At 61.3% G+C, this 25,858-nt stretch carries 25 protein-coding genes; 16 read left to right on the top strand and 9 right to left on the bottom strand.

The window, feature by feature from the left end; all coding sequences use genetic code 11:
* The first annotated feature begins 27 nt into the window (after positions 1-27).
* Together Q8L50_RS12185 and Q8L50_RS12180 are read left to right on the top strand one after the other, a co-directional pair.
* Positions 28-222, top strand: a complete 195-nt coding sequence (locus Q8L50_RS12185) for a DNA gyrase inhibitor YacG (RefSeq protein WP_305348899.1) — start codon at positions 28-30, stop codon at positions 220-222.
* A 59-nt stretch (positions 223-281) separates the two neighbouring features.
* A complete protein-coding gene (locus tag Q8L50_RS12180) occupies positions 282-548 on the top strand; it encodes a hypothetical protein (RefSeq protein ID WP_305348898.1) in 267 nt (88 codons plus the stop codon).
* A 27-nt stretch (positions 549-575) separates the two neighbouring features.
* On the opposite strand, the gene grxD is transcribed toward Q8L50_RS12180, so the two are convergent.
* From grxD to hemA, 4 genes are all read right to left on the bottom strand, one after another.
* Positions 576-896: a Grx4 family monothiol glutaredoxin gene (gene grxD, locus Q8L50_RS12175; protein WP_305348897.1), complete on the bottom strand. Its 321-nt coding sequence runs from the start codon at positions 894-896 to the stop codon at positions 576-578.
* 61 nt (positions 897-957) lie between these two features.
* A complete protein-coding gene (prmC, locus tag Q8L50_RS12170) occupies positions 958-1,827 on the bottom strand; it encodes a peptide chain release factor N(5)-glutamine methyltransferase (RefSeq protein ID WP_305348896.1) in 870 nt (289 codons plus the stop codon).
* Between the two features lie 97 nt (positions 1,828-1,924).
* Positions 1,925-3,043 carry a peptide chain release factor 1 gene (gene prfA, locus Q8L50_RS12165; RefSeq protein ID WP_305348895.1) on the bottom strand — a complete coding sequence of 373 codons (1,119 nt, stop codon included), beginning with the start codon at positions 3,041-3,043 and terminating at the stop codon, positions 1,925-1,927.
* A gap of 98 nt (positions 3,044-3,141) precedes the next feature.
* Positions 3,142-4,422, bottom strand: a complete 1,281-nt coding sequence (gene hemA, locus Q8L50_RS12160) for a glutamyl-tRNA reductase (protein ID WP_305348894.1) — start codon at positions 4,420-4,422, stop codon at positions 3,142-3,144.
* Between the two features lie 125 nt (positions 4,423-4,547).
* Here hemA and Q8L50_RS12155 point away from each other — a divergent pair, with 125 nt between their 5' ends.
* A complete protein-coding gene (locus Q8L50_RS12155) occupies positions 4,548-4,838 on the top strand; it encodes a hypothetical protein (protein WP_305348893.1) in 291 nt (96 codons plus the stop codon).
* A gap of 17 nt (positions 4,839-4,855) precedes the next feature.
* On the opposite strand, the gene ugpQ is transcribed toward Q8L50_RS12155, so the two are convergent.
* The 5 genes from ugpQ to ugpB all read right to left on the bottom strand — a co-directional run bounded on the left by ugpQ (position 4,856) and on the right by ugpB (position 9,834).
* Positions 4,856-5,599 carry a glycerophosphodiester phosphodiesterase gene (gene ugpQ / locus Q8L50_RS12150; protein ID WP_305348892.1) on the bottom strand — a complete coding sequence of 248 codons (744 nt, stop codon included), beginning with the start codon at positions 5,597-5,599 and terminating at the stop codon, positions 4,856-4,858.
* A 37-nt stretch (positions 5,600-5,636) separates the two neighbouring features.
* Positions 5,637-6,653: a sn-glycerol-3-phosphate import ATP-binding protein UgpC gene (locus Q8L50_RS12145; RefSeq protein WP_305348891.1), complete on the bottom strand. Its 1,017-nt coding sequence runs from the start codon at positions 6,651-6,653 to the stop codon at positions 5,637-5,639.
* A 4-nt stretch (positions 6,654-6,657) separates the two neighbouring features.
* Positions 6,658-7,512: a sn-glycerol-3-phosphate ABC transporter permease UgpE gene (gene ugpE, locus Q8L50_RS12140; RefSeq protein ID WP_305348890.1), complete on the bottom strand. Its 855-nt coding sequence runs from the start codon at positions 7,510-7,512 to the stop codon at positions 6,658-6,660.
* A 10-nt stretch (positions 7,513-7,522) separates the two neighbouring features.
* On the bottom strand, positions 7,523-8,404 hold the full coding sequence (gene ugpA, locus Q8L50_RS12135) for a sn-glycerol-3-phosphate ABC transporter permease UgpA (protein ID WP_305348889.1): 882 nt from the start codon (positions 8,402-8,404) through the stop codon (positions 7,523-7,525).
* Between the two features lie 122 nt (positions 8,405-8,526).
* Entirely contained in the window at positions 8,527-9,834 is a 1,308-nt protein-coding gene (gene ugpB, locus Q8L50_RS12130) for a sn-glycerol-3-phosphate ABC transporter substrate-binding protein UgpB (RefSeq protein ID WP_305348888.1), read from the bottom strand.
* Between the two features lie 226 nt (positions 9,835-10,060).
* Between ugpB and Q8L50_RS12125 the strand changes: the two genes are divergently transcribed.
* The 13 genes from Q8L50_RS12125 to Q8L50_RS12065 all read left to right on the top strand — a co-directional run.
* Positions 10,061-13,999 carry a DUF3683 domain-containing protein gene (locus Q8L50_RS12125; protein ID WP_305348887.1) on the top strand — a complete coding sequence of 1,313 codons (3,939 nt, stop codon included), beginning with the start codon at positions 10,061-10,063 and terminating at the stop codon, positions 13,997-13,999.
* A 24-nt stretch (positions 14,000-14,023) separates the two neighbouring features.
* On the top strand, positions 14,024-14,437 hold the full coding sequence (locus tag Q8L50_RS12120) for a DUF971 domain-containing protein (protein ID WP_305348886.1): 414 nt from the start codon (positions 14,024-14,026) through the stop codon (positions 14,435-14,437).
* Between the two features lie 186 nt (positions 14,438-14,623).
* Positions 14,624-15,355: a bifunctional demethylmenaquinone methyltransferase/2-methoxy-6-polyprenyl-1,4-benzoquinol methylase UbiE gene (ubiE, locus tag Q8L50_RS12115; RefSeq protein ID WP_305348885.1), complete on the top strand. Its 732-nt coding sequence runs from the start codon at positions 14,624-14,626 to the stop codon at positions 15,353-15,355.
* A gap of 22 nt (positions 15,356-15,377) precedes the next feature.
* Entirely contained in the window at positions 15,378-16,319 is a 942-nt protein-coding gene (locus Q8L50_RS12110; protein ID WP_305348884.1) for a Tim44 domain-containing protein, read from the top strand.
* A gap of 125 nt (positions 16,320-16,444) precedes the next feature.
* On the top strand, positions 16,445-16,999 hold the full coding sequence (locus Q8L50_RS12105) for a hypothetical protein (RefSeq protein WP_305348883.1): 555 nt from the start codon (positions 16,445-16,447) through the stop codon (positions 16,997-16,999).
* Complete coding sequence (ubiB, locus tag Q8L50_RS12100) at positions 16,996-18,549, top strand: ubiquinone biosynthesis regulatory protein kinase UbiB (protein ID WP_305348882.1); 1,554 nt, start codon at positions 16,996-16,998, stop codon at positions 18,547-18,549. The genes Q8L50_RS12105 and ubiB overlap by 4 nt, the downstream gene beginning before the upstream one ends.
* Positions 18,550-18,596: 47 nt before the next feature.
* The gene (locus Q8L50_RS12095; protein ID WP_305348881.1) at positions 18,597-20,042 is read left to right on the top strand and encodes a sodium:solute symporter family protein; all 1,446 of its coding nucleotides are present in this window, start codon (positions 18,597-18,599) and stop codon (positions 20,040-20,042) included.
* Positions 20,043-20,155: 113 nt separating this feature from the next.
* On the top strand, positions 20,156-20,500 hold the full coding sequence (locus Q8L50_RS12090; RefSeq protein ID WP_305348880.1) for an FmdB family zinc ribbon protein: 345 nt from the start codon (positions 20,156-20,158) through the stop codon (positions 20,498-20,500).
* Positions 20,500-21,120, top strand: coding sequence for a DUF502 domain-containing protein (locus tag Q8L50_RS12085; RefSeq protein WP_305348879.1), 621 nt, complete (start codon positions 20,500-20,502; stop codon positions 21,118-21,120). The genes Q8L50_RS12090 and Q8L50_RS12085 overlap by 1 nt, the downstream gene beginning before the upstream one ends.
* Before the next feature lie 73 nt (positions 21,121-21,193).
* Positions 21,194-22,981, top strand: coding sequence for an aspartate--tRNA ligase (gene aspS, locus Q8L50_RS12080; RefSeq protein WP_305348878.1), 1,788 nt, complete (start codon positions 21,194-21,196; stop codon positions 22,979-22,981).
* 147 nt (positions 22,982-23,128) lie between these two features.
* Positions 23,129-23,575, top strand: a complete 447-nt coding sequence (gene nudB, locus Q8L50_RS12075; protein WP_305348877.1) for a dihydroneopterin triphosphate diphosphatase — start codon at positions 23,129-23,131, stop codon at positions 23,573-23,575.
* Positions 23,576-23,584: 9 nt separating this feature from the next.
* Entirely contained in the window at positions 23,585-24,829 is a 1,245-nt protein-coding gene (clsB, locus tag Q8L50_RS12070; RefSeq protein ID WP_305348876.1) for a cardiolipin synthase ClsB, read from the top strand.
* A gap of 27 nt (positions 24,830-24,856) precedes the next feature.
* Positions 24,857-25,858: ligase-associated DNA damage response exonuclease (locus Q8L50_RS12065; RefSeq protein ID WP_305348875.1), on the top strand; the 1,002-nt coding region annotated here is incomplete at its 3' end.

The following is a 25,858-nucleotide window of genomic DNA, read 5'->3' as shown; positions in this document are numbered from 1 at the left end:
GCTGGAATCGCCACAATGAACGCGGATATGCCAAGCCCCAGAACGGTGGTCTGCCCCACCTGTGGCGGCTCCAGCGTGTATGCGTCGGAAAACCTCTACCGGCCTTTTTGCAGCGAGCGTTGCAAAAACGTGGATCTGGGTGCTTGGGCCAGTGAAGGCTTTCGCATGCCGGCTGATGCGCCGCCTGATGACCAGGTGTATGGCGACGCCAGGCTGCAATAATTGCATGCGCTGACCGGGAACATGCGTTCACGACGGCCAATCAGTGTGGAGGGACCAACATGACAACGAAGCAATCTTCACTTGCAGGGTCGGCGCTCGCTGTGCTGGCGCTGGTCTTGTCACTGGGGCTTGGCGCCACAGGCGCGCATGCCGACAGCAAGAAAGACAAGAAAGCGGCAACGGCCTCAAGCGCCAAAAAAGCGCCGCCCGGGAAAGTCAAATTTGTACCCGGCTCCCAGGAGAGTGCCAAAGAGCGCGCCACGCGCCTGAAGCGTGAGTGCAAGGGGGCTGTCAACGCCGGTGCCTGCCAGGGCCACACCGGCTGACAGTTGCGGGGTCCGGGGCGGACCCGCTCAGGCTTCCGGCGTGCCCAGCACCTGCTGCAGTTCGCCGTTCTGGTACATCTCCATCATGATGTCCGAGCCGCCGACAAACTCGCCTTTGACGTACAGCTGCGGAATGGTGGGCCAGTTGCTGTATTCCTTGATGCCGTGGCGGATTTCCTCGTCTTCCAGAACGTTCACGGTGGCTGGTTTGTTCACGCCGCAGGCTTTGAGCACCTGAATCGCGCGGCCGGAAAAGCCGCACATCGGAAATTGGGCTGTCCCCTTCATGAAAAGGACGACCTCGCTGGATTTGACGATCTGGTCAATACGTTGCTGGGTATCGTTCATGTGTGGTCCTTGCGTATGTTGTTCAGCAAATGGCGCTTGACGCCGTTTTATCAATACAGGATTATCCCGCTGTTTTTATACCTGCGCCGCCAAGCCCCTGCCAGCACCCGCCGCTGCAGCGCAGCACGCCGGCCAGATCGGCGCGGCTTTGAACCTCGGTAAAACCGTGCTGCCTCAAAAGATTGCACACCTCAGCCGCCTGGTCGTAGCCATGCTCCAGCAACAGCCAGCCTTGGGGGTGCAGGTGGCTGGGGGACTGGGTGATGATCTGGCGGATGTCGTCCAGTCCGTCCGGCCCGGCGCTCAAGGCCTGCAGGGGCTCATGCCGCAAAGCTGCCAAATGCGGATCGGCCTGCGCCACATAGGGCGGATTGCTGACGATCAGGTGAAAGTGACCACCAACTTTGTCGAACCAGCTGCCCTCGATGAAAGACACGGCCAGGCCATGACGGGCCGCGTTGCTGCGGGCCACCGCCAGGGCCTGCTCACTGGCATCCACCGCCGTCATATCCAGTCCTGGCGCGGTTTTTTTCAGCGCCAGCGCAATCGCGCCGCTGCCGGTGCCCAGGTCCAGCACCTGGGGTGCTGGTGGCATGCCAGAGCGCGCGAGCCGGTCCAGTGCCCATTCCACCAAGGTTTCCGTGTCCGGACGCGGCACCAGCACACGCGCATCGACGTGTAATGGCAGGCCAAAAAATTCCTTGCCTTCGGTGAGGTAGGCCAGTGGCTCACCGCTGGCGCGTCGCTGGCTCAGCGCATGAAAGTGCTGCCACGTTGCGGCGGCCAGGCTGTCGGTGTCGTGTGCCAGCAACCAGGCCCGATCGGTATCCGGTTTGCCCAAGGCATGCAGCAGCAGCAGCTGGGCGTCCAGCCGCTCCAGGCCAAGGCCCTGCGCGGTGGCCAGCGCCTGGCCGCAGGTCAACCCATTCAAGACCAACACCCTGTCCATAATTTGCTATTAAAAAAGGAGCTACTTGCGCAATCTGCATAAGGGCTGAAAGCCGATTTCATCTGTGATTCTGGACAATTCAGCTGCTGGAGGCCGTTTCCAGCTCCGCCAGCAGTTCGGCGCCACGCGCCACCTGCAGCGCGGTGACCACATCGTCCATGTCACCTTCCATGATGGCCAGCAGCTTGTACAGGGTCAGGTTGATGCGGTGGTCGGTCAGACGCCCCTGCGGAAAGTTGTAGGTCCGTATCCGGTCGCTTCTGTCGCCACTTCCAATCAGGCCCTTGCGCATGGCGGCGTCCTTGGCGGCGCGCTCCGAGCGGTCTTTTTCATGGATGCGTGCGGTCAGCACTTTCATGGCTTGGGCCTTGTTGCCGTGCTGGCTGCGGCCCTCCTGGCATTCGGCGACGATGCCGGTGGGCAGATGGGTGATACGCACGGCCGAATCGGTCTTGTTGATGTGCTGGCCACCCGCGCCGCTGGCGCGGTAGGTGTCGATGCGCAGGTCGGACGGGTTGATCTGGATCGCCACTGCCTCGTCCGGCTCGGGCAACACCGCCACCGTGCAGGCACTGGTGTGGATGCGGCCCTGGGTTTCCGTGACCGGCACGCGTTGCACCCGGTGGCCGCCCGATTCAAAACGCAACTTGCCGTAGACACCCACGCCCATGGGATCGGTCGCACCGTCGACGCGGATCACCACCTCCTTGTAGCCGCCGAGTTCACTGGAAGACTCGCTGACGATCTCCACCGCCCAGCGCTTGCGCTCGGCAAAACGTGTGTACATGCGAAACAGGTCGCCAGCGAACAGCGCCGACTCGTCGCCGCCGGTGCCGGCGCGAATTTCGATAAAAGCCGGGCGCGCGTCGTCTGGATCCTTGGGGATCAGCATCAGCTGCAGGTCCGCGTCCAGGCTGGCGATGTCGGCCTGCGCGGCGCTGATTTCCTCTTCTGCCATGGCCGCTATTTCCGGGTCGTCCTTCGCCTCGGCCAGCATCGCCTGCGCGCCGGCCAGATCGGCCTCGCGCGCCGTCATGCGCTGGTACTGGCCCACCACGATGCTGAGCTCGGCATGCTCGCGCGTCAGGCTGCGGAAGCGGTCCATGTTGCTGACCACGTCGCTGGCCGACAGCAGCGCGTCGAGTTCATGCAGACGGAAAATCTGGCGGTCCAGGGTCTGACGGAGAAAAGGTTTCATGGGAGAGAACGCCCGAAGGCAAAACGAGGGAGACAAAGTCCAGCCTGGGCCGGCACTGCGGTTGCCATCAGCCTGACGCTCAGGCGGCGCCAGCGCCGCTAACGCTCTTTGTCCGGTCTGGCCAGGTTGCCGCGTAAAAACAACCGGGACACGGTCTGCGCGGTGGCTTCGCGGCTTTCCGCGTCGCCGGCATGTAACTCGGCCAGGGCGCCGTGCAGCATTTTCTGGGTCAGGCCGCGCGACAGTGCTTCCAGCACGGTATCGACCGACTCTCCTTTTGCCAGCAGCTTTTTGGCGCGCATGATCTCGGCGCTGCGCCACTCGTCGGTCTGTGCATTGAGCTGCTGGATCAGCGGCACCGTGTGGCGCTGGCCCAGCCAGTGCATGAAGTTCTGCACACCGGCGTCGATGATGACCTCGGCCTGCGCCACCGCCGCCTGCCGGCTGTCCTTGCCGGTCTGCACCACATGGGCCAGGTCATCGACGGTGTAAAGGTAGATATCGGGCAGGGCCTTGACCTCGGGTTCGATGTCGCGCGGCACGGCCAGGTCCACCATGAACATGGGGCGGTGCTTGCGCAGCTTGACGGCGCGCTCAACCGCGCCCAGGCCGATGATGGGCAGCGTGCTGGCGGTGCAGCTGATGACGGCATCGAACTCGTGCAGGCGGCTGGGCAAATCCGCCAGTCGCATCACTTCGGCACCGAAGCGGCTGGCGAGTTTTTCCCCGCGTTCAAGCGTGCGGTTGGCCACCGTCATGGATCTGGGGTGTTTGGCGGCAAAGTGGGTTGCGGCGAGGTCGATCATCTCGCCTGCGCCCACAAAGAGCACCTTGATATCGCTGAGATCCTCAAACAGCTGTCCGGCCAGCCGGACGGACGCTGCCGCCATGCTGATGCTGTGCGCGCCTATCTCGGTGCTGCTGCGCACTTCCTTGGCCACCGCAAAAGAGCGCTGGAACAGCTGATGCAGCGTGCTTCCCATGGCGCCTGCGTCTTCCGCCGCACGCACCGCGTCCTTCATCTGGCCGAGGATTTGCGGCTCACCCAAGACCATGGAATCGAGCCCGCTGGCGACGCGGAAGGCGTGGCGCGCGGCCTGCCCGCCTTCCAGGGCGTAGGCATGTGATCGCAATAGCGCCGGCGACACGCCGCCGCGGTGGGCCAGCCACTCCAGCGTGTGGTCCAGGTCTGACCGGTCACTGGCGCAGTAAATTTCGGTCCGGTTGCAGGTAGACAGCAGGGTGGCTTCGGGCTGACGTGCCAGCGACTCGCGCAAACCCTTCAGGGTTGGCTCGATCTGGTCGATGGCGAACGCAAACCGCCCGCGTAAATCGAGCGGTGCGGTGGTATGGTTGATGCCCAAGGCCCAGACTGACATTCGCTGATTATAAAATTGAAGAGGGTCTCAGGCTCCGGCATGGACGCAATCTCCTTGATGCGGGACAAGTGCCGCGGTGCTGCCGACGTCAGGGCAGAGCCTTTTTTCCTTCAATCACACGCCGCATGACAGCACTCAATCTGGCCAACCAGTGGCTCAATTTCATGGCACCAGCCGCTTTTGTGGCCTTGCTGCTGGTGCTGGCGAGCCGGGCAGCTCCCCGATTCTTTGGATCAAAAAAGCCGCTAGCCCTTTCCGTGCTTGCGCAAACAGCTATTATTTTTGTAGCGGGCTTGTTGCTGTTGCTGGTTGGACTGGTGGTTTTTGGCCGCGACGGCAAGATGGCCAGTTATGCGCTGATGGCACTGGGCGCGGCGACCTGTCAGTGGTTTGTATTGCGTGGCTGGCGGCGCTGAGCCAGATGAAAGCGGTCTCAGGCGTCGGGCGAAAACATATCAACCCGGTCGGTGATGATGCCGTCCACGCCCAGATCCCACAGCCGCTCTGCCGCCCATTCGTCATTGGCGGTGTAAGCCAGACAACGAAAGCCGGCACTTTGGGCCTGTAACACGCTGGAGCTGTCCCACAGGGCGTGGTTGCACACCACGGCCACGCAATCGAGGGTCAGCGCCGTCTCCAGCCAGCCCGTCCAAAGACTGTCGAGCAGCAAACCCCGTGGCAATTGTGGTTGTGCCGCCTGGGCCGCTTGCAGCGATTCAGGCCGAAAAGAGGTCAACAGCGGGGGCACCGCGGCGTGTTCCCAAAGGCGCGCGGCGGCGTTGGCAACGGCGGTGCCGGTCACCGCCTCTGCGCCTGGCGTGGGTTTGATCTCGATGTTCAGGTGGTAACCATTGCGCTGGCAAAAGCGGGCGACGTTGCCCAGGCTGGCGAGTGGCTCCCCGGCGCAGCTGCGTGAATGCCAGCTGCCTGCGTCGAGCTGCGACAGCGTTTGCCAGGGCAGGTCACCCCCGATGCCTTGACCACTGGTGGTGCGTTCCAGCGTTGCGTCGTGGAGCAGAAAAGGCACACCATCGGCACTTAGTTTCACGTCGCACTCGAACATGCGGTAGCCGTGCGTCGCGCCCAGGCGAAAAGCCGCCAGTGTGTTCTCAGGGGCCAGCTTGCCAGCCCCCCGGTGCGCAATCCAGCGCGGATAGGGCCATTGGGCGAGTGTCATGGTTTCAGTCGGTGCGGTGCGCGGGGGCAACGCAGGCCTACAGCCGCATGCCGCTGCTTGCGTCAAACCAGTGCATGCGCTCAGGCCGTGGCGTGACGTGGATGGTGGCGCCCAGGGCGGGGCAGGCGTCACTTTCGTCGGTGCGCACGATCAGGGGTTCGTCACCCAGCCTGCAATACACCAGCCGTTCGGCACCCAGCATTTCCACGGTTTCAACCTGTACCTGCCAGCCCGATGCGGCGATCTGCAGGTGTTCCGGGCGAATCCCCATGATGGCGCCCGGCGTGCCGCCGAAGTCGGCGTTGGGCCCCTGCCGAATCAAGTTCATGGGCGGTGAGCCCATGAAGCTCGCCACAAATGTTGTTGCGGGCCGGTTGTACACCTCTGCCGGCGTGCCAAACTGTTCCATGCGCCCGGCGTTCATGACCATCATGCGTTGCGCCAGCGTCATGGCTTCAACCTGGTCATGGGTGACAAACAGGGACGTGATGCCAAGTTCGCGGTGCAGCTTCTGGATCTCCAGCCGGGTTTGCACGCGCAGCTTGGCATCCAGGTTGGACAGCGGCTCGTCGAACAAAAACACCTGCGGCTGGCGCACGATGGCGCGGCCCATGGCCACGCGCTGACGCTGGCCGCCCGACAGTTCACGCGGTTTGCGCTCCAGGTATTTGCCCAACTCCAGAATTCCGGCGGCTTTGTCTACGCGCTGCCTGATTTCTTCCACCGGCACTTTTTTGATCTTCAGGCCGTAGGCCATGTTGTCAAACACGCTCATGTGCGGGTATAGCGCGTAATTCTGAAACACCATGGCGATGTCGCGCTCGGCCGGCTCCAGCTGGTTGACGACCCGCGCGCCAATGCTGATCTCGCCACCGCTGATTTCTTCGAGGCCCGCCACCATGCGCAGCAGCGTCGATTTGCCGCAGCCCGACGGCCCGACGATGACGATGAATTCATGGTCTGCAATGGCGGCGGTGACGCCATGAATGACTTGCAGGGCTTTGGCACCATGGCCGTAGCTCTTGGTGACGTTGTTGAGGTTGATTGAAGCCATTACTTTATTTTTCAGTGTCCACAAGGCCTTTGACAAACCACTTTTGCATCAGTATCACCACCAGCGCAGGCGGCAGCATCGCCAAAATGGCGGTGGCCATGACCACATTCCACTCGGTGTAGGCCTCACCCGCAATCAAGCGCTTGATGCCCAGCACCACCGGGTACATGTTTTCGTTGGTCGTGACCAGCAAGGGCCACAGATACTGGTTCCAGCCGTAAATGAACTGGATAACAAACAGCGCAGCAATCGAGGTTTTCGACAGCGGCAGCAGAATGTCCCAAAAAAACCGCATCGGGCTGGCGCCGTCCATTCGGGCCGCCTCGACCAGTTCGTCCGGCACGGTCAAAAAGAACTGGCGAAACAGGAATGTGGCGGTGGCGGAAGCAATCAGCGGGATGGTCAGGCCCGCGTAGCTGTTGAGCATGCCCAGGTCAGACACCACGGCATAAGTCGGGCCAATGCGCACCTCGACCGGCAGCATGAGCGTGACAAAAATCATCCAGAACACGATGCCCTTGGCGGGAAAGCGAAAGTAGACAATCGCAAATGCCGACAACAGGGAAATCGCGATTTTTCCAACTGCAATGATGACTGCGGAGACAAGGCTGACCCACATCATCGGCAGAGCGGGCGGAAAGGTGCCGCCCCGACTGTTTTCTCCCCCGAACAGCGCAATGCGGTAGGTTTCGAGAAAGTTGGTGCCGGGAATCAATGACAGCGGATTCGATGCTGCAATTTGTTCTTGAGACTGCGTTGAGGCGATAAACGCCAGGTACAGCGGAAAGGCGACGATGGCCACGCCGAGAATCAGCACGGCGTGCGAGAAAAAATTGGCGATGGGGCGGCGTTCTATCATGCGGTGACCATCAGTAGTTCACTTTTTTCTCGATAAAACGAAACTGCAAAACCGTCAGCGCAATCACAATCACCATCAGCACCACCGACTGGGCCGCCGAGCCACCGATGTCCATGGCCTTGAAGCCATCAAAGTACACCTTGTAAACCAGAATGGCGGTGTCCTTGCCGGGCCCGCCCTGGGTGGCGGCGTCCACAATGCCGAAGGTGTCGAAAAACGCATAAATCACGTTGATCACCAGCAGGAAAAAGGTGGTCGGCGACAGCAGCGGGAAAACAATGGTCCAGAAGCGCCGGGTGGGCGACGCGCCATCAATCGCGGCGGCTTCCAGCAGCGATTTGGGAATCGACTGCAAACCCGCCAGAAAAAACAGGAAGTTGTACGAAATCTGCTTCCAGACCGCCGCCACCACGATCAGTGTCATCGCGTGGTTGGCGTTGAGCAAGTGGTTCCACTCCACGCCAACGGACTGCAGTGCAAACGAAATCACACCCATCGGCGAGGAAAACATGAACACCCACAGCACACCCGCAACGACAGGCGCGACCGCGTAAGGCCAGATCAGCAGGGTCTTGTAAGTCGCTGCAGCACGAATCACGCCGTTGGCCATGACCGCCAGCGACAACGCAATCGCCAGCCCGCAACCGGCCACCAGCACTGAAAAAAGCGCAGTGGTTTTGAACGACTCCAGGTAGGTGCTGTCGTTCCACAGCCGTTCAAAGTTCAGCAGGCCGACAAACTCGCTGGAAGTGCCGAACGCATCCTCGGTCAGCACGCTTTGGTACACGGCCTGGCTGGCGGGCCAGAAGAAGAAGACCAGCACGATCAGCATCTGCGGCGCTACCAGCACCCACGGCAGCCAGGGCGATTTGAACAGGACTCTTTTTTCCAATGTATTTCTACTTTTGATTCAACGACACAAGCGGAAGAAAAATAAAGTCGCTATGAATTAAATAGCTGCTCAAGCCCATTCCAATTGGGCTTGAGCGCTATTTGACTCGATAGAAAGGCCGTTCAGCCTTTGTTGGCTTTCTGGAAACGCTCCAACTGCTCATTGCCGCGTTTGACGGCGGTGTCCAGCGCGTCTTTGGCTGACTTCTTGCCAGCCCAGACCTGTTCCAGTTCTTCGTCGTTGATGGCGCGAATCTGTACAAAGTTACCCAGACGAATACCGCGCGACTTGTCGGTGGTTTTGCGGATCATCTGGGTTACAGACACATCGGTGCCAGGGTTCTGCTTGTAGAAGTTGGACTTCTCGGTCAGCTCATACGATGCCTTGGTCAGGGGCAGGTAGCCGGTGCGCTGATGGCTTTTGGCCGCTTCGTCGGCCTTGGACAGGTGCGCAAAGAACTGGGCTACCCCTTTGTACTCGTCGGCCTTTTTGCCCGACATGACCCACAGGCTGGCACCACCAATCACGGTGTTTTGGGGCGCGCCGGGGACGTCCGGGTAATAGGGCAGGGCGCCAATGCCGGAGGCGAACTTCGCGTTGCGCTTGATATTGCCGTACAGGGCCGACGATCCCGTGGTCATGGCGCATTCGCCCGACACAAAGGTTGCATCAGCGGCGTTGCCGCGGCCTTTGTATACAAACAGTCCCTGCTTGGACATGTTGGCCAGGTTTTCAATGTGGCGCACATGCAGCGGTGTGTTGAAGGTCAGGCGTGTGTCCAGGCCTTTCATGCCGTTGCCCTTGCTCGCAAACTCGACGTTGTGCCAGGCCGAAAAACTTTCCAGCTGTGTCCAGCTGACCCAGCTGGTGGTGAACGGGCATTTGTGACCATTGGCTTTGAGCTTGGCCGCTGCCAGGGCGACTTCCGGCCAGGTGGTCGGCACGTTGTCCACGCCCGCCGCTTTCAGCGCATCCTTGTTGTAGTGAAACACGGTGGTCGAGCTGTTGAACGGAAAGCTCAGCATTTGCCCGTTGGGTGCCGTGTAATAACCGGCAACTGCCGGCACATAGTCGTTCGAGTCGAAGGTCACGCCAGCTTTCTTCATCACTTCGCCGACTGGCACGATGGCGCTTTTCGATGCCATCATGGTGGCGGTACCCACCTCAAACACCTGAAGGATATGCGGCGCATTGCCGGAGCGAAAAGCGGCGATGGCAGCGGTCATGGACTCATCGTAGCTGCCCTTGAATGTGGGAACCACCTTGTAGTCTTTCTGGGTGGCGTTGAAGTCCTTGGCCAGGTCATTGACCCACTCGCCGAGGGCGCCGCCCATCGAGTGCCACCACTGGATTTCGGTCTGCGCGTGGCTGGAAAGGGGCACTACAAGTGCACAGGCCGCCAGGGTGATAGCAGTCAAGCTCTTTTTCATTACAACTCCTGAATAAAACGAAGGAAAACGGACGGAGGGACGAAATCGTCAAACCGTGACCGTCAAGTCTAAAAATGATTTGTGACAGTTCGATTTAAGCCATCTGGTCACGTCTTCGCAAGCGGGTTTCCACGAGGTGTACTGTGACTGCCGGGACACGTGTTGCACTGCGGTAACATAAGGGCCTCAGCGCCGTATGCAGGTCTGCAGCAGGCGATTTCCCACGATGAACGCTCCTACTCCCCTTCAAGAACTCAACGCTTTCGCCGGCGGGGCCAAAGCCGACGAAGCCCGCATTCGCGAGATTCCGTATAACTACACCTCGTTTTCCGACCGGGAGGTGGTCATCCGGCTGCTGGGCGCACGTGCCTGGGACCTGCTGAACCTGCTGCGCGACGAGCGCCGCACCGGCCGCTCGGCCCGCATGTTGTACGAGGTGCTCGGAGACATCTGGGTGGTGCAGCGCAACCCCTATCTGCAGGACGACCTGCTGGACAACCCGAAGCGCCGCAAGATGCTGGTCGATGCCCTGCAGCACCGGTTGGGGGAGGTAGAAAAACGTCGTACGCCAGAGGCCGATGCGCAGCGCGACGCCATAGTTGGCGAACTGCTGAAATCCGCCCGCGCCGCTGTCAGCAGTTTTGCAACTTCATTTGAGAACATGTACGACCTGCGGCGCCTGGCGGCGCGCAAGCTGGGCAAGTTCACGCTCAAGGACAACATCAAGTTTGACGGCTTGTCCCGTGTCTCGCATGTGACCGATGCGACCGATTGGCGTGTCGAATACCCGTTTGTGGTACTTACGCCCGACACCGAAGTGGAGATGGCCGGACTGGTCAAAGCCTGTATTGAACTGGGATTGACCATCATCCCGCGCGGCGGCGGCACCGGCTACACCGGCGGCGCGATACCGCTGAGCTGGAAGTCGGCGGTCATCAACACCGAAAAGCTGGAGGCCATGACCGAAGTCGAGATGGTCACGCTGCCTGGCCTGGACCAGCCTGTGGCTACCGTGTGGACCGAAGCGGGCGTGGTCACGCAGCGGGTGGCCGATGCTGCCGAGCGCGGCGGCTTTGTATTTGCGGTCGATCCGACCTCTGCCGAAGCATCGTGCATAGGCGGCAATATCGCCATGAACGCCGGTGGCAAAAAGGCCGTGCTCTGGGGCACGGCCCTGGACAACCTGGCGTCCTGGCGCATGGTCACGCCTGAGGCGCAGTGGCTGGAAGTCACGCGCCTGGACCACAACCTCGGCAAGATCCATGACGCCGCGATGGCCAGCTTCGAGCTGAAATATTTTGAAGCCGATGGCAAGACGCACCTGCGCACCGAGCGGCTGGACATTGCCGGCAACACTTTCCGCAAGGAGGGTCTGGGCAAGGACGTGACCGACAAATTCCTCAGCGGCCTGCCCGGCATCCAGAAAGAGGGCTGCGACGGCCTGATCACCAGCGCGCGCTGGATTGTGCACCGCATGCCGGCGCACACCCGCACCGTCTGCCTGGAGTTTTTTGGCAATGCCCGGGATGCGGTGCCCAGCATCGTCGAGATCAAGGACTTCATGTTCGCCGAGCAAAAGCGCGGCGGCGCCATCCTGGCAGGCCTGGAGCACCTGGATGACCGTTACCTGAAAGCGGTTGGCTACGCGACCAAGTCCAAAAAACACGGTGGTTTGCCGAAGATGGTGCTGTTTGGCGACATTGCCGGTGACGATGCCGATGTGGTGGCCAGAGCCACCTCTGAGGTGGTGCGTATTGCCAATTCGCGCCAGGGCGAGGGTTTTGTGGCCATCAGCCCCGATGCGCGCAAGAAATTCTGGCTGGACCGCAAACGCACGGCGGCGATATCGCGGCATACCAACGCCTTCAAGATCAATGAAGATGTGGTGATTCCCCTGCCGCGCATGGCCGAGTACACCGACGGCATTGAGCGCATCAACATCGAGCTCAGCCTGGCCAACAAGATCAGCTTGTGCGACGCGTTGGAGACCTTTTTCCTCAAGGGAAATCTGCCTCTGGGCAAGTCCGACGACGCGGGCGAGATACCTTCGGCTGAACTGCTGGAAGACCGTGTCAGCCAGGCGGTGGCGCTGATCCGAGAGGTTCGCGCCCTGTGGGCCGGCTGGCTGCGCGATGTGGACAGCCTGTTTGTGCAGTTGCAGGACCACTCACTGCGGGCCAGCTGGAAAGCCCAGTTGCGCGGCCCCTTGCAGGCAATTTTCTCGGGCGGGGCCTTTGTGCCCATCCTGGAGCATTGCAATACCATCCACAAGCAGGTGCTCAAGGGCCGCGTCTGGGCGGCGCTGCACATGCACGCGGGCGACGGCAATGTGCACACCAACCTGCCGGTCAACAGCGACGATTACGACATGCTGCAAACCGCGCACCAGGCGGTCGCCCGCATCATGGTGCTGGCGCGCTCCTTGGGCGGCGTGATCTCTGGCGAGCACGGCATTGGCATCACCAAGCTGGAGTTTTTGACCGACGCCGAACTGCAGCCTTTTGCCGACTACAAGACCCGGGTCGATCCTGAGGGGCGTTTCAACAAGGGCAAATTGCTACGAAATCAGGAGCTGCCTGCGCATGCCAGCCAAGGGCTGGAGGCCAAAAAGACCTCTAAAAACAGCGCGGACGAAAGCTTGTTCGCTGATTTGACCAACGCCTACACGCCCAGCTTCGGCCTGATGGGCCATGAGTCGCTGATCATGCAGCAGTCCGACATAGGCGCGATTGCCGACAGCGTGAAAGACTGCCTGCGCTGCGGCAAGTGCAAACCAGTGTGTGCCACCCATGTGCCGCGCGCCAACCTGCTGTACAGCCCGCGCAACAAGATTCTGGCGACTTCGCTGCTGGTGGAGGCGTTTCTGTATGAAGAGCAGACCCGCCGCGGCATCAGCATCAAGCACTGGGAAGAGTTTGAGGACGTGGCCGACCATTGCACCGTCTGCCACAAGTGCCTGAGCCCATGTCCGGTGGATATCGACTTCGGCGATGTCTCCATGAACATGCGCAACCTGCTGCGCAAGATGGGCAAAAAGAGCTTCCGGCCGGCCGCTGCCTTTCAGTCCTGGTTTATTGGTACGGCCAATCCGCAGGCGATTCAGGTAGCGCATGCGCTGACGGGCATCAGTTTCAAGGCCCAGCGCCTGGCCAATGACCTGCTGAAGGTGTTGACGCGCAAACAGACGCAGGCGCCGCCCGCCACAGTCGGCACCGCGCCCATCAAAGAGCAGGTCATCCACTTCATCAACAAGAAAATGCCCGGCAACCTGCCCAAGAAGACGGCGCGCGCCTTGCTGGACATTGAAGACAAGGACTACGTCCCGATCATTCGCAACCCGAAAACCACCACCGCAGAGACCGAGGCGGTTTTCTACTTCCCGGGTTGCGGTTCCGAGCGGCTGTTCAGCCAGGTGGGCCTGGCGACGCAGGCCATGCTATGGCATGCGGGCGTGCAGACTGTGCTGCCGCCGGGTTACCTGTGCTGTGGTTACCCGCAGCGCGGCAGCGGTCAGTTTGACAAGGCCGAGAAAATCATCACCGACAACCGCGTGTTATTTCACCGCATGGCCAACACCCTGAACTACATGGACATCAAGACCGTGGTGGTCAGCTGCGGTACCTGTTACGACCAGTTGCAGGGCTATGAGTTTGACAAGATATTTCCCGGTTGCCGCATCATCGACATCCACGAGTACCTGCTGGAAAAAAACATCACCCTGGGCGCTGCTGCGGGCGGCGGTTATCTGTACCACGATCCCTGCCACAGCCCGATGAAGCTCCAGGCGCCCATGAAAACCGTCAAGGCGCTGGTGGGCGACCAGGTGCTGGAAAGCAAACGCTGCTGTGGGGAGAGCGGTGGCCTGGCCACCTCGCGCCCCGACGTGTCCACACAGATCCGTTTTCGCAAGGAAGAAGAAATCCGCAAAGGCGAGGCCAGCTTGCGTGAGACCGGCGCGGCAACACCCAAACAAAACATCAAGATCCTGACGTCCTGCCCCAGTTGCCTGATGGGTTTAAGCCGTTATGAGGACGACCTGAAAACCGGCTTGCTGGAAGCCGACTACATCGTGGTCGAAATGGCCAACCAGATTCTGGGCAAAGAGTGGTTGCCGACGTATGTGGATGCGGCCAACAATGGCGGCATCGAGCGCGTGCTGGTCTGATTCGCTGAAAAGAAAATATTCACCATGGCAGGCCTGCAACCCGAAACTCCCACCCCGACGGCATTGACGGTGCACGCCCAGTCGCGTGTCCTTGAAATTTCGTTTTCAGATGGTGCCGGGTTCAAGATCCCGTTCGAGCTGATGCGGGTGTATTCGCCATCGGCCGAAGTCCAGGGCCACGGCCCGGGGCAGGAAGTGCTGCAGACCGGCAAGCGCGAGGTCGGGGTGATTGAGCTGGAGCCGATTGGCAACTACGCGGTCAAGCCGGTTTTTTCGGATGGCCACGAAAGCGGCATTTTTTCCTGGGACTACCTGTACTTTCTGGGGTCGGAGCAGGCGCGTTTGTGGGCCGACTATCTGCAGCGCCTGCAAGCCGCTGGCATGCAGCGCGACGCGCCCATGGTGGTGGCGGGCGGCCATGGCTGCGCCAGCCATTGAAGCCGCTTTTGCCGCGCGGCCCGTACCGCCAACCCGAAGTGCTATTGCAGGCGCTATTGATTTCATAGCTGGCTGCGTGCGACGCGCATTGGCGAGTGTTGTTTTTTCGACCTAAATCCCGGCCAATGCCCCGACGCAGGCAGGGTTGTCGCTTGAATTGCGGGCTTTCGCCCCTAGCATAGGATCATGAGCAGTACCCACTTCGGATTTGAATCGGTTGACGAGGCTGAGAAGGCCAGCCGCGTGCGCAGCGTGTTCGATTCCGTGGCGCCCAAGTACGATGTGATGAATGACCTCATGTCCATGGGCTTGCACCGCGCCTGGAAGGCTTATGCGGTGATGGTCGCCGATGTCAGGCAAGGTCAGATGGTTCTCGACATTGCCGGAGGTACCGGGGACCTGGCCCTGGCCTTTGCGCCCAAAGTGGGTCCCACGGGCTGCGTGGTACATACCGACATCAACGAAGCCATGCTGCGCGAAGGCCGCAACCGCATGCTCGACGCCGGCAAAGTCCTGCCGACCACCGTTTGTGATGCCGAGCACCTGCCGTTTGCGGACGCCAGTTTTGACCTGGTGACAGTGGCTTTTGGGCTGCGCAACATGACGCACAAAGACCAGGCGCTTCAGGAAATGAGTCGTGTGCTCAAACCCGGCGGCAAGCTGCTGGTGCTGGAATTTTCAAAAATTGCCAAGCCACTGACAAAAATCTACGACTGGTATTCCTTCAATGTCCTGCCCAAGCTGGGCAAGCTGGTGGCCAATGACGACGCCAGTTACCGCTACCTGGCAGAGTCGATTCGCATGCATCCGGACCAGAACGAGCTAAAGGCCCTGATGCACAAAGGTGGTTTCGGTCATGTGGACTATCACAACCTGACCGGCGGCGTCGTGGCATTACATGTTGGAATCAAGTGTTGAGAAACCCATTAGAGGAGACGTTATGAAATTCTGGTCTGCAATTCTCGCGGCTGTGCTGGCCGCCACCATGCTGTTGGCCTATTCGCCCGCAGAAGCCAAACGCATGGGCGGTGGGGGCTCTGTCGGCCGCCAGTCGTCCAATGTGACGCAGCGTCAGGCAACGCCGCCGGCGCAAGCGCCCGCAGCCCCTGCCGCACAGGCGCCCAAGCGTCCGTGGGGCGCCATGCTGGGCGGTCTGGCTGCCGGCCTGGGCCTGGCCTGGCTGGCTTCTTCGCTGGGTCTGGGCGGTGCTTTCGGTCAAATCATCATGTTTGCCTTGCTGGCCCTGGTGGTGATGGTCGTGGTGGGTTTCATCATGCGCCGGCTCAAGGGCGGCGCCGCACAGCAAACTCCCTATGCGATGCAGGGGGCGGGCAACGCCAGCACGCCGCGCAACTACAGCCCTGAAAACGTCGGCAACGACGCCTCGGCCCGGCCCTGGGAGCGAAACAGCATGGCTTTTGAGGCCGGCAAGGTGGGCGCCGCAGCGACCGGAGGTTCCATGATTGGCTCTGCGTTGACCGGCTCGCAAGCCTGGGGCGTGCCAGACGGTTTTGATGCCGAAGGTTTCCTCAAGGCCTGCAAGGCCAATTTTGTGACCTTGCAGGATGCCTGGGACCATTCTGACGTCAACAGCCTGCGCGCCATGATGACCGATGACATGCTTGAGCAGATCAAGGCCCAGCTGGCGGATCGCGAGTCGCACACCGGTGGCGTGGCCAACAAGACCGATGTCGTGATGCTGGACGCCAAGCTGCTGGGCATTGAAGAGCTCAGCGATGTGTACATGGCCAGCGTCGAGTTCTCCGGCATGATCCGCGAAGACGCCTCGGCCGGCGCCAGCCCGTTCCGCGAAGTCTGGAACATGACCAAGCCGCGCAGCGGTGGCGGTTGGTTGGTGGCAGGCGTCCAAGCTCTTCAATAAGCGCGAACCAGAGGCCCCTGCCTTTTCAAGCAGGGGCCGCAGGCGCAGCGGCCCCCTCGGGGGCAGGGAGCTACACGAAGTCAGCGACCGTGGGGGCCATGTTTATGCTGCAAAATCGGGGACGTATGAATAACACGTCCCCTTTTTCTTTTCTGCAATCCTTCGCCAGCCGCTTTCAGCCACCCGCCTGGTTTGTTGATGAAGGCCAGCAGAAGCTGGTTCTTTTTCTGAACCACGTCCTGATGCAGGAAAAAGAAGCACAGAGCCGCCTGCTGCGTAAAAAGGGCAGTGTCATCCACGTCCGCTGGGGCGTCTTTGCGCTGGATCTGCTGGTCACACCGGCTGGCCTGCTGGATCGTGCGGCGCCGGGTGCCACTCCCGACCTGTTGCTGGCTGTGGCTACCGAATCACCCGGTGTGGTGCTGCAGTCGGTGCTGGCTGGCAAGGCGCCACCGGTGAAGATTGAGGGCGACGTGCAGCTCGCGGCCGAAATCGGCTGGCTGGCCGACAATTTGCGATGGGACGTTGAGGAAGACCTTTCGCGCATGATGGGGGACGCCCCGGCGCACACACTGGCCAGCGCAGCGCGCCAGGCGCTGACCGGTTTGCGGCAGTTTCTGGCCCAGTCGCCGGGTGCTGCGACTACAGCGATGTCAGAGCCTCCCAGGGCTTTCCCATGATGCGGCTTTTTCGCGGAGTGTTCATCGTCTGGACAGTGCTGCGGTTCGGGCTGGACGAACTGGTCCTGTCGAGTTTCAGCAAGCCATGGATCCGCGTGCTGACGCGTATCGTGTCGGTCGGACGCAACCTGAAGGCGCCGCGTGGCCAGCGCCTGCGGGAAGCCCTGGAAAGCCTGGGCCCCATTTTCGTCAAGTTTGGCCAGGTGATGTCCACGCGGCGAGACTTGTTGCCGCTGGACATTGCCAACGAACTCGCGCACCTGCAAGACCGGGTGCCGCCGTTCGATCCTGACATCGCCATCGCCATCATTGAAAAAGCCTTTGGCCGGCCGCTGGGGCAGATTTTCGAGACCTTCGAGCGTGTGCCGGTGGCCAGCGCATCCATCGCGCAGGTGCACTTTGCCACTTTGCCCGGTGGCCGCGAAGTGGCCGTCAAGGTGCTGCGCCCCAACATGCTGCCGGCCATCGAAAAAGACCTGGCGCTGATGCACATGATGGCGGGGTGGGTCGAAGGCCTGTCAGCCGATGGCAAACGCCTGAAGCCGCGCGAAGTCGTGGGCGAATTTGACAAATACCTGCACGATGAACTGGACCTGCTGCGCGAAGCGGCCAACGCGGCCCAGTTGCGCCGCAACATGCAAAACCTGAACCTGGTGCTGATCCCCGAGATGGTCTGGGATTTCTGCATGCCCGACGTGATGGTGATGCAGCGCATGACGGGCGTGCCCATCAGCCAGGTGCAGCGCCTGCGCGACGCCGGTGTGGATATGAAAAAGCTGGCACGCGATGGCGTGACCATTTTCTTCACCCAGGTGTTTCGCGACGGGTTTTTCCACGCCGACATGCACCCAGGGAACATCCAGGTCAGCCTGGATCCGGCCACCTTCGGGCGTTACATCTCGCTGGACTTCGGCATCGTCGGCACACTGACCGAGGTGGACAAGGAATACCTGGCGCAGAACTTCAGCGCGTTTTTCCAGCGCGACTACAAACGGGTGGCCGAACTGCACATAGAGTCCGGCTGGGTGCCGCCGCAGACCCGCGTGGATGAGCTGGAGTCGGCCATACGCGCCTGCTGCGAACCCTATTTCGACCGTCCACTCAGGGAAATCTCGCTGGGCATGGTGCTGATGCGCCTGTTCCAGACCTCGCGCCGTTTTCATGTGGAAATCCAGCCGCAACTCGTATTGCTGCAAAAAACCCTGCTCAACATCGAGGGCCTGGGCCGCGAGCTCGATCCGGACCTGGACTTGTGGAGCACGGCCAAGCCGTTTCTCGAAACCTGGATGCTGGAGCAGGTCGGTCCTGAAAAACTACTGCAGCAGCTCAAAGCCGAGGCGCCGACCTACGCCAAACTGCTGCCCGGCCTGCCGCGCCTGCTGCAGCAATATCTGAAAAACCAGGCCGGTGGCCAGCACCGGGAGCTGCACGAACTGCTGCAGGAGCAAAAGCGCACCAACAAGCTTCTGCAGGGCATTATTTATGGTGGCCTGGGTTTTGCTTTGGGCCTGCTGGCCATGCAGCTGGTGCTGCGGATACGGCTGTTTTAAAAAGCCGGAATTTGGTGATAATCACGCATTCCTGAGGAGAGCTTGCCGTGTTGTTGACCCTGGTTTTTGTTTACCTGCTGATCACCATCATCATCGGGCTGTACGCAGCCAGACGAGTGAAAAACACCGCCGACTACGCGATCGCCGGTCGCAATTTGCCGCTGATCATGATTGTCACCACCACCTTTGCCACCTGGTTTGGCTCGGAGACCGTGCTCGGTATCCCGGCCAAATTTGTCCAGAGTGGCCTCAATGGCGTGGTGGAAGACCCTTTTGGTGCGGGCACCTGCCTGATCCTGGTGGGCCTGTTTTTTGCAGGCAAGCTCTACAAAATGTCGCTGCTGACGATCAGCGACTACTACCGAGAGCGTTATGGCCGAACCATCGAGGTGGTGTGCTCCATCATCATCATGATCAGCTACCTGGGCTGGGTGGCGGCGCAGGTGACGGCATTGGGGCTGGTATTCAACATCCTGTCGGGCGGGGCCATCAGCACGACGACGGGCATGTTGATTGGTACCGCCTCGGTGCTGGCCTACACACTCTTTGGCGGCATGTGGTCGGTGGCCATCACGGATTTCATACAGATGATCGTGTTGGTGGTTGGCCTGGCGGTGCTGGCCGTGTTTGCCGGCAACCTGGCCGGCGGCGCCGACAAGGTCATCGCGCTGGCCACCAGCCAGGACCTCTTCAAGTTCTGGCCAGAGCCCAACTTGCGGGACATGGTGTTTTTCTTTGCTGCAGCCATCACCATGATGTTCGGCTCCATTCCGCAACAGGACGTTTTCCAGCGGGTGATGTCGGCCAACAGCGTTGGCGCCGCAAGGAAAGGCCCGGTGATAGGCGGTGTCTGCTACATCCTGTTTGCCTTTGTGCCCATGTTTCTGGTGGCCAGCGCGCTGATCATCATGCCGGAGCAGACGGCTATCTTGCTCAAGGAAGACCCGCAAAAAATCCTGCCTACACTGGTGCTTGAAAAAATGCCCTTCATCATGCAGGTGCTGTTTTTTGGTGCATTGCTGTCGGCCATCAAATCGACCGCATCGGCCACCTTGCTGGCACCCAGCGTGACGTTTGTCGAAAACATATGGCGCCAGTTCAAGCCGCGCATGAGCGACAAGCATGAGCTCAAGCTGATGCGCACCAGCGTGCTCGTGTTCAGCGCTTTGGTGCTGGCCTACGCCATCTTCATGCAGGGCACTTCGATTTACGAGATGGTGTCTGGCGCTTACCAGGTGCCTCTGGTGGGTGCTTTTGTACCGCTGGTTTTCGGCCTGTACTGGAAAAAAGCCAGCACGCAGGGTGCTGTTTTTTCGGTGGTATGCGGCATCGGCACCTGGTTGCTGTTTACTTTCAGCACGTTGGGGGAGCAGTTTCCTGCGCAACTGGCGGGCGTGCTGGCAGCCACACTGGGCATGCTGATCGGCTCACTGACTCCTCAGACCATCGAGAACATACGCGGCAGCCACCACAAGCTGTCCACCGAAGGCTGACGGGCCAACACGGCTTGCCCTGCGGGGCTGAGAGGGCCTGAGCCTATAATTGAAGGTTTTGCATCCTGCGTGCCTGTCTGGGCCGTAACAGCTCCGCCAAAACCTCTGAAACCATGCCAATTTACGCCTATAAATGCGAGTCCTGCGGGTACAACAAGGACGTTTTGCAAAAAATGTCTGATGCACCGCTGACCGACTGCCCCCAGTGCGGCGCGCCCGCTTTCAAAAAGCAGCTGACTGCCGCTGGTTTTCAGCTCAAGGGTTCGGGCTGGTACGTGACTGATTTCCGCGGCGGTGCCGCTGCCGCTGCGCCGGCGGGTGGCCCGGACGCGTCTGCCGCAAGCGCAGTGGACGCCAAACCGGCCAAATCGGCCGAGCCAGCCGCGACAACGGCGGCTCCTGCTCCTGCGCCAGCGTCTGCGCCGGCGAGCAGCAGTTCTACGCCCAAGGCGAGCTGATGGCCGCGATACGCCGATGGCTGCTGGCTGGCCTGCTGGTGCTGGTGCCTTTGGCGGTGACCGTCTGGCTGCTGAACTGGATCATCAGCACGCTGGACCAGACTCTGCAAATTCTTCCTGGCGACTGGCATCCTGACAAATTGCTTGGTGTCCACATTCCGGGTTTTGGTGTTCTGCTCGCGCTGGCGATCGTGCTGTCGATTGGGGCCGTGGCCTCCAATTTTTTCGGGAAAAAACTGGTGCGCTGGTGGGATGCCCTGCTCAGCCGCATCCCCATCGTCCGGTCGATTTATTCAAGCGTCAAACAGGTGTCCGACACCCTGTTTTCGGAGAACGGCAATGCCTTTCGCAAGGCCTTGCTGGTGCAGTGGCCGCGCGAAGGCGTCTGGACCATCGGATTTCAGACCGGCATGCCGGGCGGCGATGTGATCAACCACCTGAAGGGTGAGTACCTCAGTGTTTATGTTCCGACCACCCCCAACCCTACGGGCGGGTATTTCGTCATGCTGCCCAGCGCGGACTGCATCGAACTCAAAATGAGTGTGGATGAGGCCCTGACCTATGTGATTTCCATGGGTGTGGTAGTGCCTGGCAGTGCCGCCAATTACAAACCCAAGTGACTGTTTTCCGAGGCGCGCAAGCCCTCACTTCACACGTTCCAGCGAAACAAGCGACTTATCTATGACTTCCCAAATGCGTTCCCACTATTGCGGTCTGGTGACCGAAGCCCTGCTGGGCCAAACCGTCAGCCTGTGCGGCTGGGTCAACCGCCGGCGCGATCACGGTGGCGTGATTTTTATCGACCTGCGCGACCGCGAAGGTTATGTGCAGGTGGTCTGTGATCCGGACCGTGCCGACATGTTTGCCACGGCCGAAGGCGTGCGCAACGAATTTTGCGTGCAGATCAAGGGCCTGGTGCGGGCGCGCCCCGAAGGTACCGTCAACGAGGCGCTGAAAAGCGGCAAGATCGAGGTCTTGTGCCACGAACTGATCGTGCTCAACCCCAGCGTGACGCCGCCGTTCCAGCTCGACGACGACAACCTGTCCGAGACCACCCGCCTGACGCACCGCGTGCTGGACCTGCGCCGCCCTTACATGCAGAACAACCTGATGCTGCGTTACCGCGTGGCGATGGAAACCCGCAAGTTTCTCGATGCCAACGGCTTCATCGACATTGAAACCCCGATGCTGACCAAAAGCACGCCCGAAGGCGCGCGTGACTACCTGGTGCCCAGCCGCGTCAACGAAGGCCAGTTCTTCGCACTGCCGCAAAGCCCGCAGCTGTTCAAGCAGCTCTTGATGGTGGCCGGCTTTGACCGCTATTACCAGATCACCAAGTGTTTTCGCGACGAAGACCTGCGTGCCGACCGCCAGCCCGAGTTCACGCAGATCGATATCGAGACCTCCTTCATGGGCGAGCAGGACATCCGCGACATGTTCCAGGGCATGATCAGCAACATTTTCAAAACTGTGCTGGCCACCGATCTGGGGGAGTTCCCGGTCATGACCTACGCCGACGCCATGCATCGTTTTGGCTCTGACAAGCCCGACTTGCGCGTCAGTATGGAGTTCACCGAGTTGACCGATGTCATGGTCGACGTCGATTTCAAGGTTTTCAGCGCACCGGCCACAGCGCTGGGCGGCCGCGTGGTGGCGCTGCGCGTGCCTGGCGGCTCCGAGATGAGCCGCGGTGAGATCGACGGCTACACCGAGTTCGTCAAAATTTATGGTGCCAAAGGCCTCGCCTGGATCAAGGTCAACGACGTCAGCAAGGGCCGCGAGGGCTTGCAAAGCCCCATCGTGAAGAATATCCACGACGCGGCTTTGACGGAAATACTCAAGCGCTGTGGCGCAGCCAATGGCGACCTGATTTTCTTTGGCGCTGACAAGGCAAAAGTGGTCAACGACAGCATTGGCGCGCTGCGCCTGAAAGTTGGCCTCAGCCCCCTGGGTAAAAAGCTGGGCCTGTTCACTGCCGGCTGGAAGCCGCTGTGGGTGGTGGACTTCCCGATGTTCGAATACGACGAAGGCGGCCAGCGCTGGAGTGCAGTGCACCATCCGTTCACAGCCCCCAAGGATGGCCATGAAGACTGGATGGACACCGATCCTGGCAAGTGCATCTCCAAGGCCTACGACATGGTGCTCAACGGCTGGGAACTCGGCGGCGGTTCGGTCCGTATCCACCGCGCCGACGTGCAGAACAAGGTGTTCACGGCGCTGAAGATCGGGCCCGAAGAGGCGCAGGAGAAATTCGGCTTCCTGCTCGAAGCGCTGCAGTACGGCGCGCCGCCGCACGGTGGTCTGGCCTTTGGCCTGGACCGCATCGTCACCATGATGACCGGCGCCGAGTCGATTCGCGATGTGATTGCCTTCCCCAAGACCCAGCGCGCGCAGTGTCTGCTGACTCACGCCCCCAGCCCGGTTGATGAGAAGCAGCTGAAAGAGTTGCACATTCGCCTGCGCAATCCGCAGCCGGCCTGAGGCTGTCACCGCTTCCTGAGCGGCCCAGTTATGCTACTTTATTGATAGCTGCTTGCGCATGATCTGAATGGGTCGGCGGCTGATTGGGCTTGTAAATACCGGCGGCAAGGCAGGCTTGCCGCCTGGCCGATACCCAAGGATCAGGATGTGAAGCCATTGAAGATTCCCGAGTCGGTGCTGGTGATCATCCATACCCCGGCGCGGGAGGTGCTGCTGATCGAACGCGCGGACCACCCGGGCTTCTGGCAAAGCGTGACCGGCTCACGCGACAGCCCGGACGAGCCCCTGGTGCAGACCGCAGCGCGTGAGGTGCTGGAGGAGACCGGCATCGCCGCTGATGCGGTCGATCTGCGCGACTGGGCGGTTTCCAACATCTACGACATCTATCCGCAATGGCGCCACCGTTATGCGCCGGGCGTCGCGCGCAATACCGAACATGTCTTCAGCCTGTGTGTGCCGCGTGGCACCACCGTCACGCTGAGCCCGCTTGAACACACGTCGTATCAGTGGCTGCCCTGGCTGGAAGCCGCCGACCAGTGCTTTTCGGCATCCAATGCCGAGGCTATTTTGCTGTTGCCTCAATTCATGGCTTGAGTCCCCTCCATGAACCCCTTGCACCGATCGGAAGCCCTGAAGTTGCTGGAAGGTGGGCAGCAGTACTTCCCCGCTCTGATTCGAGCGATCGACGGCGCCAGCGCCTGGGTGCAGTTTGAGACTTATATTTTTGATGTGCACCGGGCGGGCGAGGGTGTGGCCGAGGCACTGCTGCGCGCCGCGCGCCGCGGTGTGCGTGTCGAGGTGCTGGTGGACGGCGTTGGCTCTGACCCCCTGCCGCCGGCCTGGCAGCAAAAAATGAAAGAGGCTGGTGTGCAGTGGTTGGTGTATTCACCACTGGCGTCTGGTCTGGGTGGGCTGGGCCTGCTGGCACCGGACCGCTGGCGCCGCCTGCACCGCAAGCTGTGTGTGGTGGACCAGCACACCGTGTTTTGTGGCGGCATCAATGTGCTGGATGATTTTTACGACCCGAATCACGGCGACCTGCAGGCCGCCCGGTTTGACTTTGCGGTAGCGGTCACCGGGCCCATGGCCGTCGAAGCGGCCGAGGCCATGGCGCTGTTGTGGTGGCGCGTGCAGGCCGGCTACAGCGCGCGCCAAAACCATCTGGCCGCCGCCTGGGAAAAGTTCAAGGCCGCCGGTTATGGCCGCCGCACCGAGGCGACCGGCCTGTCGGCGCGGGCGCCAACTGCTCGGCCGGGCGGCGCCAGCGTGCCGGGCGGCAAGGCTGCGCTGGTGCTGCGCGACAACCTGCGCAACCGCAGCAGCATTGAAAAGGTGTACCGCCAGGCGATTGGCCGGGCGCACCATGAGATATTGATTGCCAACGCCTACTTTGTACCGGGCGGCAAACTGCGGCGCGCGCTGATCAGGGCCGCCAAACGCGGCGTGCAGGTGACCTTGCTGCTGCAGGGCCGCTACGAATACTTCATGCAGTACCACGCGGCGCGACCGGTGTATGGCGCCTTGTTGGCCGCAGGCGTGGAGATTCACGAGTACGAGGCGAGTTTTCTGCATGCCAAGGTGGCGGTGATTGACGGGCACTGGGCCACGGTGGGCTCGTCCAACCTCGACCCGCTGAGCCTGCTGCTGGCGCGCGAGGCCAATGTCGTGGTCGAGGACAAGGCTTTTGCCGGTGAACTGCGTGACAGCCTGTGCGCCGCGATAGCCGGACACGGACGCCTGCTTGATCCCGTGGCCTACAGCCAGCGCCCATGGGGCCAGCGTATTCTCGATCACATCGCCCATGCGCTGATGCGCCTGGCCATTTTTGTGGCGGGACAGCGTTACTGACCTTTCGCTGCATGTGCAGCCCCTTCCATGCAGGACCTGATTGTTCAACGACCCGAAGGCCTCTACTGCCCGCCCGGTGATTTCTACATCGACCCCTGGCGGCCGGTGGACCGGGCCGTCATCACGCATGCGCACGCCGACCATGCCCGCTCTGGCCACGGCCAATACCTTGCGGCCAGCCAGGCTGAAGGTGTGTTGCGCTCGCGCCTGGGTCAGGGCATCAGCCTGCAAACCCTGGACTACGGTCGGCAGATCACTCACCACGGCGTGACGCTGTCGCTGCACCCGGCCGGGCATGTTCTGGGTTCGGCCCAGGTGCGGCTGGAGCATGGCGGTGCCGTGTGGGTGGCCAGCGGCGACTACAAGGTGGCGCCGGACCCGACCTGCGACGCCTTCGAGCCCGTGCCCTGCGACGTCTTCATCACCGAATCGACCTTCGGCCTGCCGATCTACCGCTGGTGCCCCGATCCCGAGATCTTCGCCGGCATCAACGGCTGGTGGCAGCGCAATGCGGCCGCGGCCAAGGCCAGCGTGCTGGCCTGCTACAGCTTCGGCAAGGCCCAGCGCATCCTGAGCGGCGTCGACCCATCCATCGGCTCGATCGTGGTGCACGGCGCGGTGGAGCCGCTCAATCGGGCCTACCGCGCCGCCGGCGTCCCGCTGCCGCCCACCCGCATGGTGAGCGAGGTGAGCGACAAGGCCGACCTGCGCCGGGCGCTGGTGATCTGCCCGCCCAGCGCCGTGGCCAGCCCCTGGGTGCGGCGCTTCGGCGAGGCCAGCACCGCCTTTGCCAGCGGCTGGATGCAGCTGCGCGGCGCGCGCCGGCGCGGCGGCTACGACCGCGGCTTCGTGCTCTCGGACCATGCCGACTGGCCCGGCCTCATGAGCGCGATCGCCGGCACCGGGGCGCAGCGGGTGATCGTCACCCACGGCAGTATCCCGGTGATGGTGCGTTACCTGGGCGAGCAGGGACTGCAGGCCGAGTCCTTCGAGACCGAATACGGCGGCGATGCGGTCGAGGCCGACGTG

It is taken from the genome of Polaromonas sp. (assembly GCF_030680935.1).
GTDB lineage: Bacteria > Pseudomonadota > Gammaproteobacteria > Burkholderiales > Burkholderiaceae_C > Polaromonas.
The sequence above is the reverse complement of the archived record's forward strand: the minus strand, read 5'-3'. Positions and strand labels throughout refer to the sequence as shown.

Bases quoted from the DNA above. Each gene is read 5' to 3' on its own strand.
- Q8L50_RS12185 (WP_305348899.1), top strand. From the start codon at position 28: ATGCCAAGCCCCAGAACGGTGGTCTGCCCCACCTGTGGCGGCTCCAGC.
- Q8L50_RS12180 (WP_305348898.1), top strand. From the start codon at position 282: ATGACAACGAAGCAATCTTCACTTGCAGGGTCGGCGCTCGCTGTGCTG.
- grxD (WP_305348897.1), bottom strand. From the start codon at position 896: ATGAACGATACCCAGCAACGTATTGACCAGATCGTCAAATCCAGCGAG.
- prfA (WP_305348895.1), bottom strand. From the start codon at position 3,043: ATGAAACCTTTTCTCCGTCAGACCCTGGACCGCCAGATTTTCCGTCTG.
- hemA (WP_305348894.1), bottom strand. From the start codon at position 4,422: ATGTCAGTCTGGGCCTTGGGCATCAACCATACCACCGCACCGCTCGAT.
- Q8L50_RS12155 (WP_305348893.1), top strand. From the start codon at position 4,548: ATGACAGCACTCAATCTGGCCAACCAGTGGCTCAATTTCATGGCACCA.
- ugpQ (WP_305348892.1), bottom strand. From the start codon at position 5,599: ATGACACTCGCCCAATGGCCCTATCCGCGCTGGATTGCGCACCGGGGG.
- Q8L50_RS12145 (WP_305348891.1), bottom strand. From the start codon at position 6,653: ATGGCTTCAATCAACCTCAACAACGTCACCAAGAGCTACGGCCATGGT.
- ugpE (WP_305348890.1), bottom strand. From the start codon at position 7,512: ATGATAGAACGCCGCCCCATCGCCAATTTTTTCTCGCACGCCGTGCTG.
- ugpB (WP_305348888.1), bottom strand. From the start codon at position 9,834: ATGAAAAAGAGCTTGACTGCTATCACCCTGGCGGCCTGTGCACTTGTA.
- Q8L50_RS12125 (WP_305348887.1), top strand. From the start codon at position 10,061: ATGAACGCTCCTACTCCCCTTCAAGAACTCAACGCTTTCGCCGGCGGG.
- Q8L50_RS12120 (WP_305348886.1), top strand. From the start codon at position 14,024: ATGGCAGGCCTGCAACCCGAAACTCCCACCCCGACGGCATTGACGGTG.
- ubiE (WP_305348885.1), top strand. From the start codon at position 14,624: ATGAGCAGTACCCACTTCGGATTTGAATCGGTTGACGAGGCTGAGAAG.
- Q8L50_RS12110 (WP_305348884.1), top strand. From the start codon at position 15,378: ATGAAATTCTGGTCTGCAATTCTCGCGGCTGTGCTGGCCGCCACCATG.
- Q8L50_RS12105 (WP_305348883.1), top strand. From the start codon at position 16,445: ATGAATAACACGTCCCCTTTTTCTTTTCTGCAATCCTTCGCCAGCCGC.
- ubiB (WP_305348882.1), top strand. From the start codon at position 16,996: ATGATGCGGCTTTTTCGCGGAGTGTTCATCGTCTGGACAGTGCTGCGG.
- Q8L50_RS12090 (WP_305348880.1), top strand. From the start codon at position 20,156: ATGCCAATTTACGCCTATAAATGCGAGTCCTGCGGGTACAACAAGGAC.
- Q8L50_RS12085 (WP_305348879.1), top strand. From the start codon at position 20,500: ATGGCCGCGATACGCCGATGGCTGCTGGCTGGCCTGCTGGTGCTGGTG.
- aspS (WP_305348878.1), top strand. From the start codon at position 21,194: ATGCGTTCCCACTATTGCGGTCTGGTGACCGAAGCCCTGCTGGGCCAA.
- clsB (WP_305348876.1), top strand. From the start codon at position 23,585: ATGAACCCCTTGCACCGATCGGAAGCCCTGAAGTTGCTGGAAGGTGGG.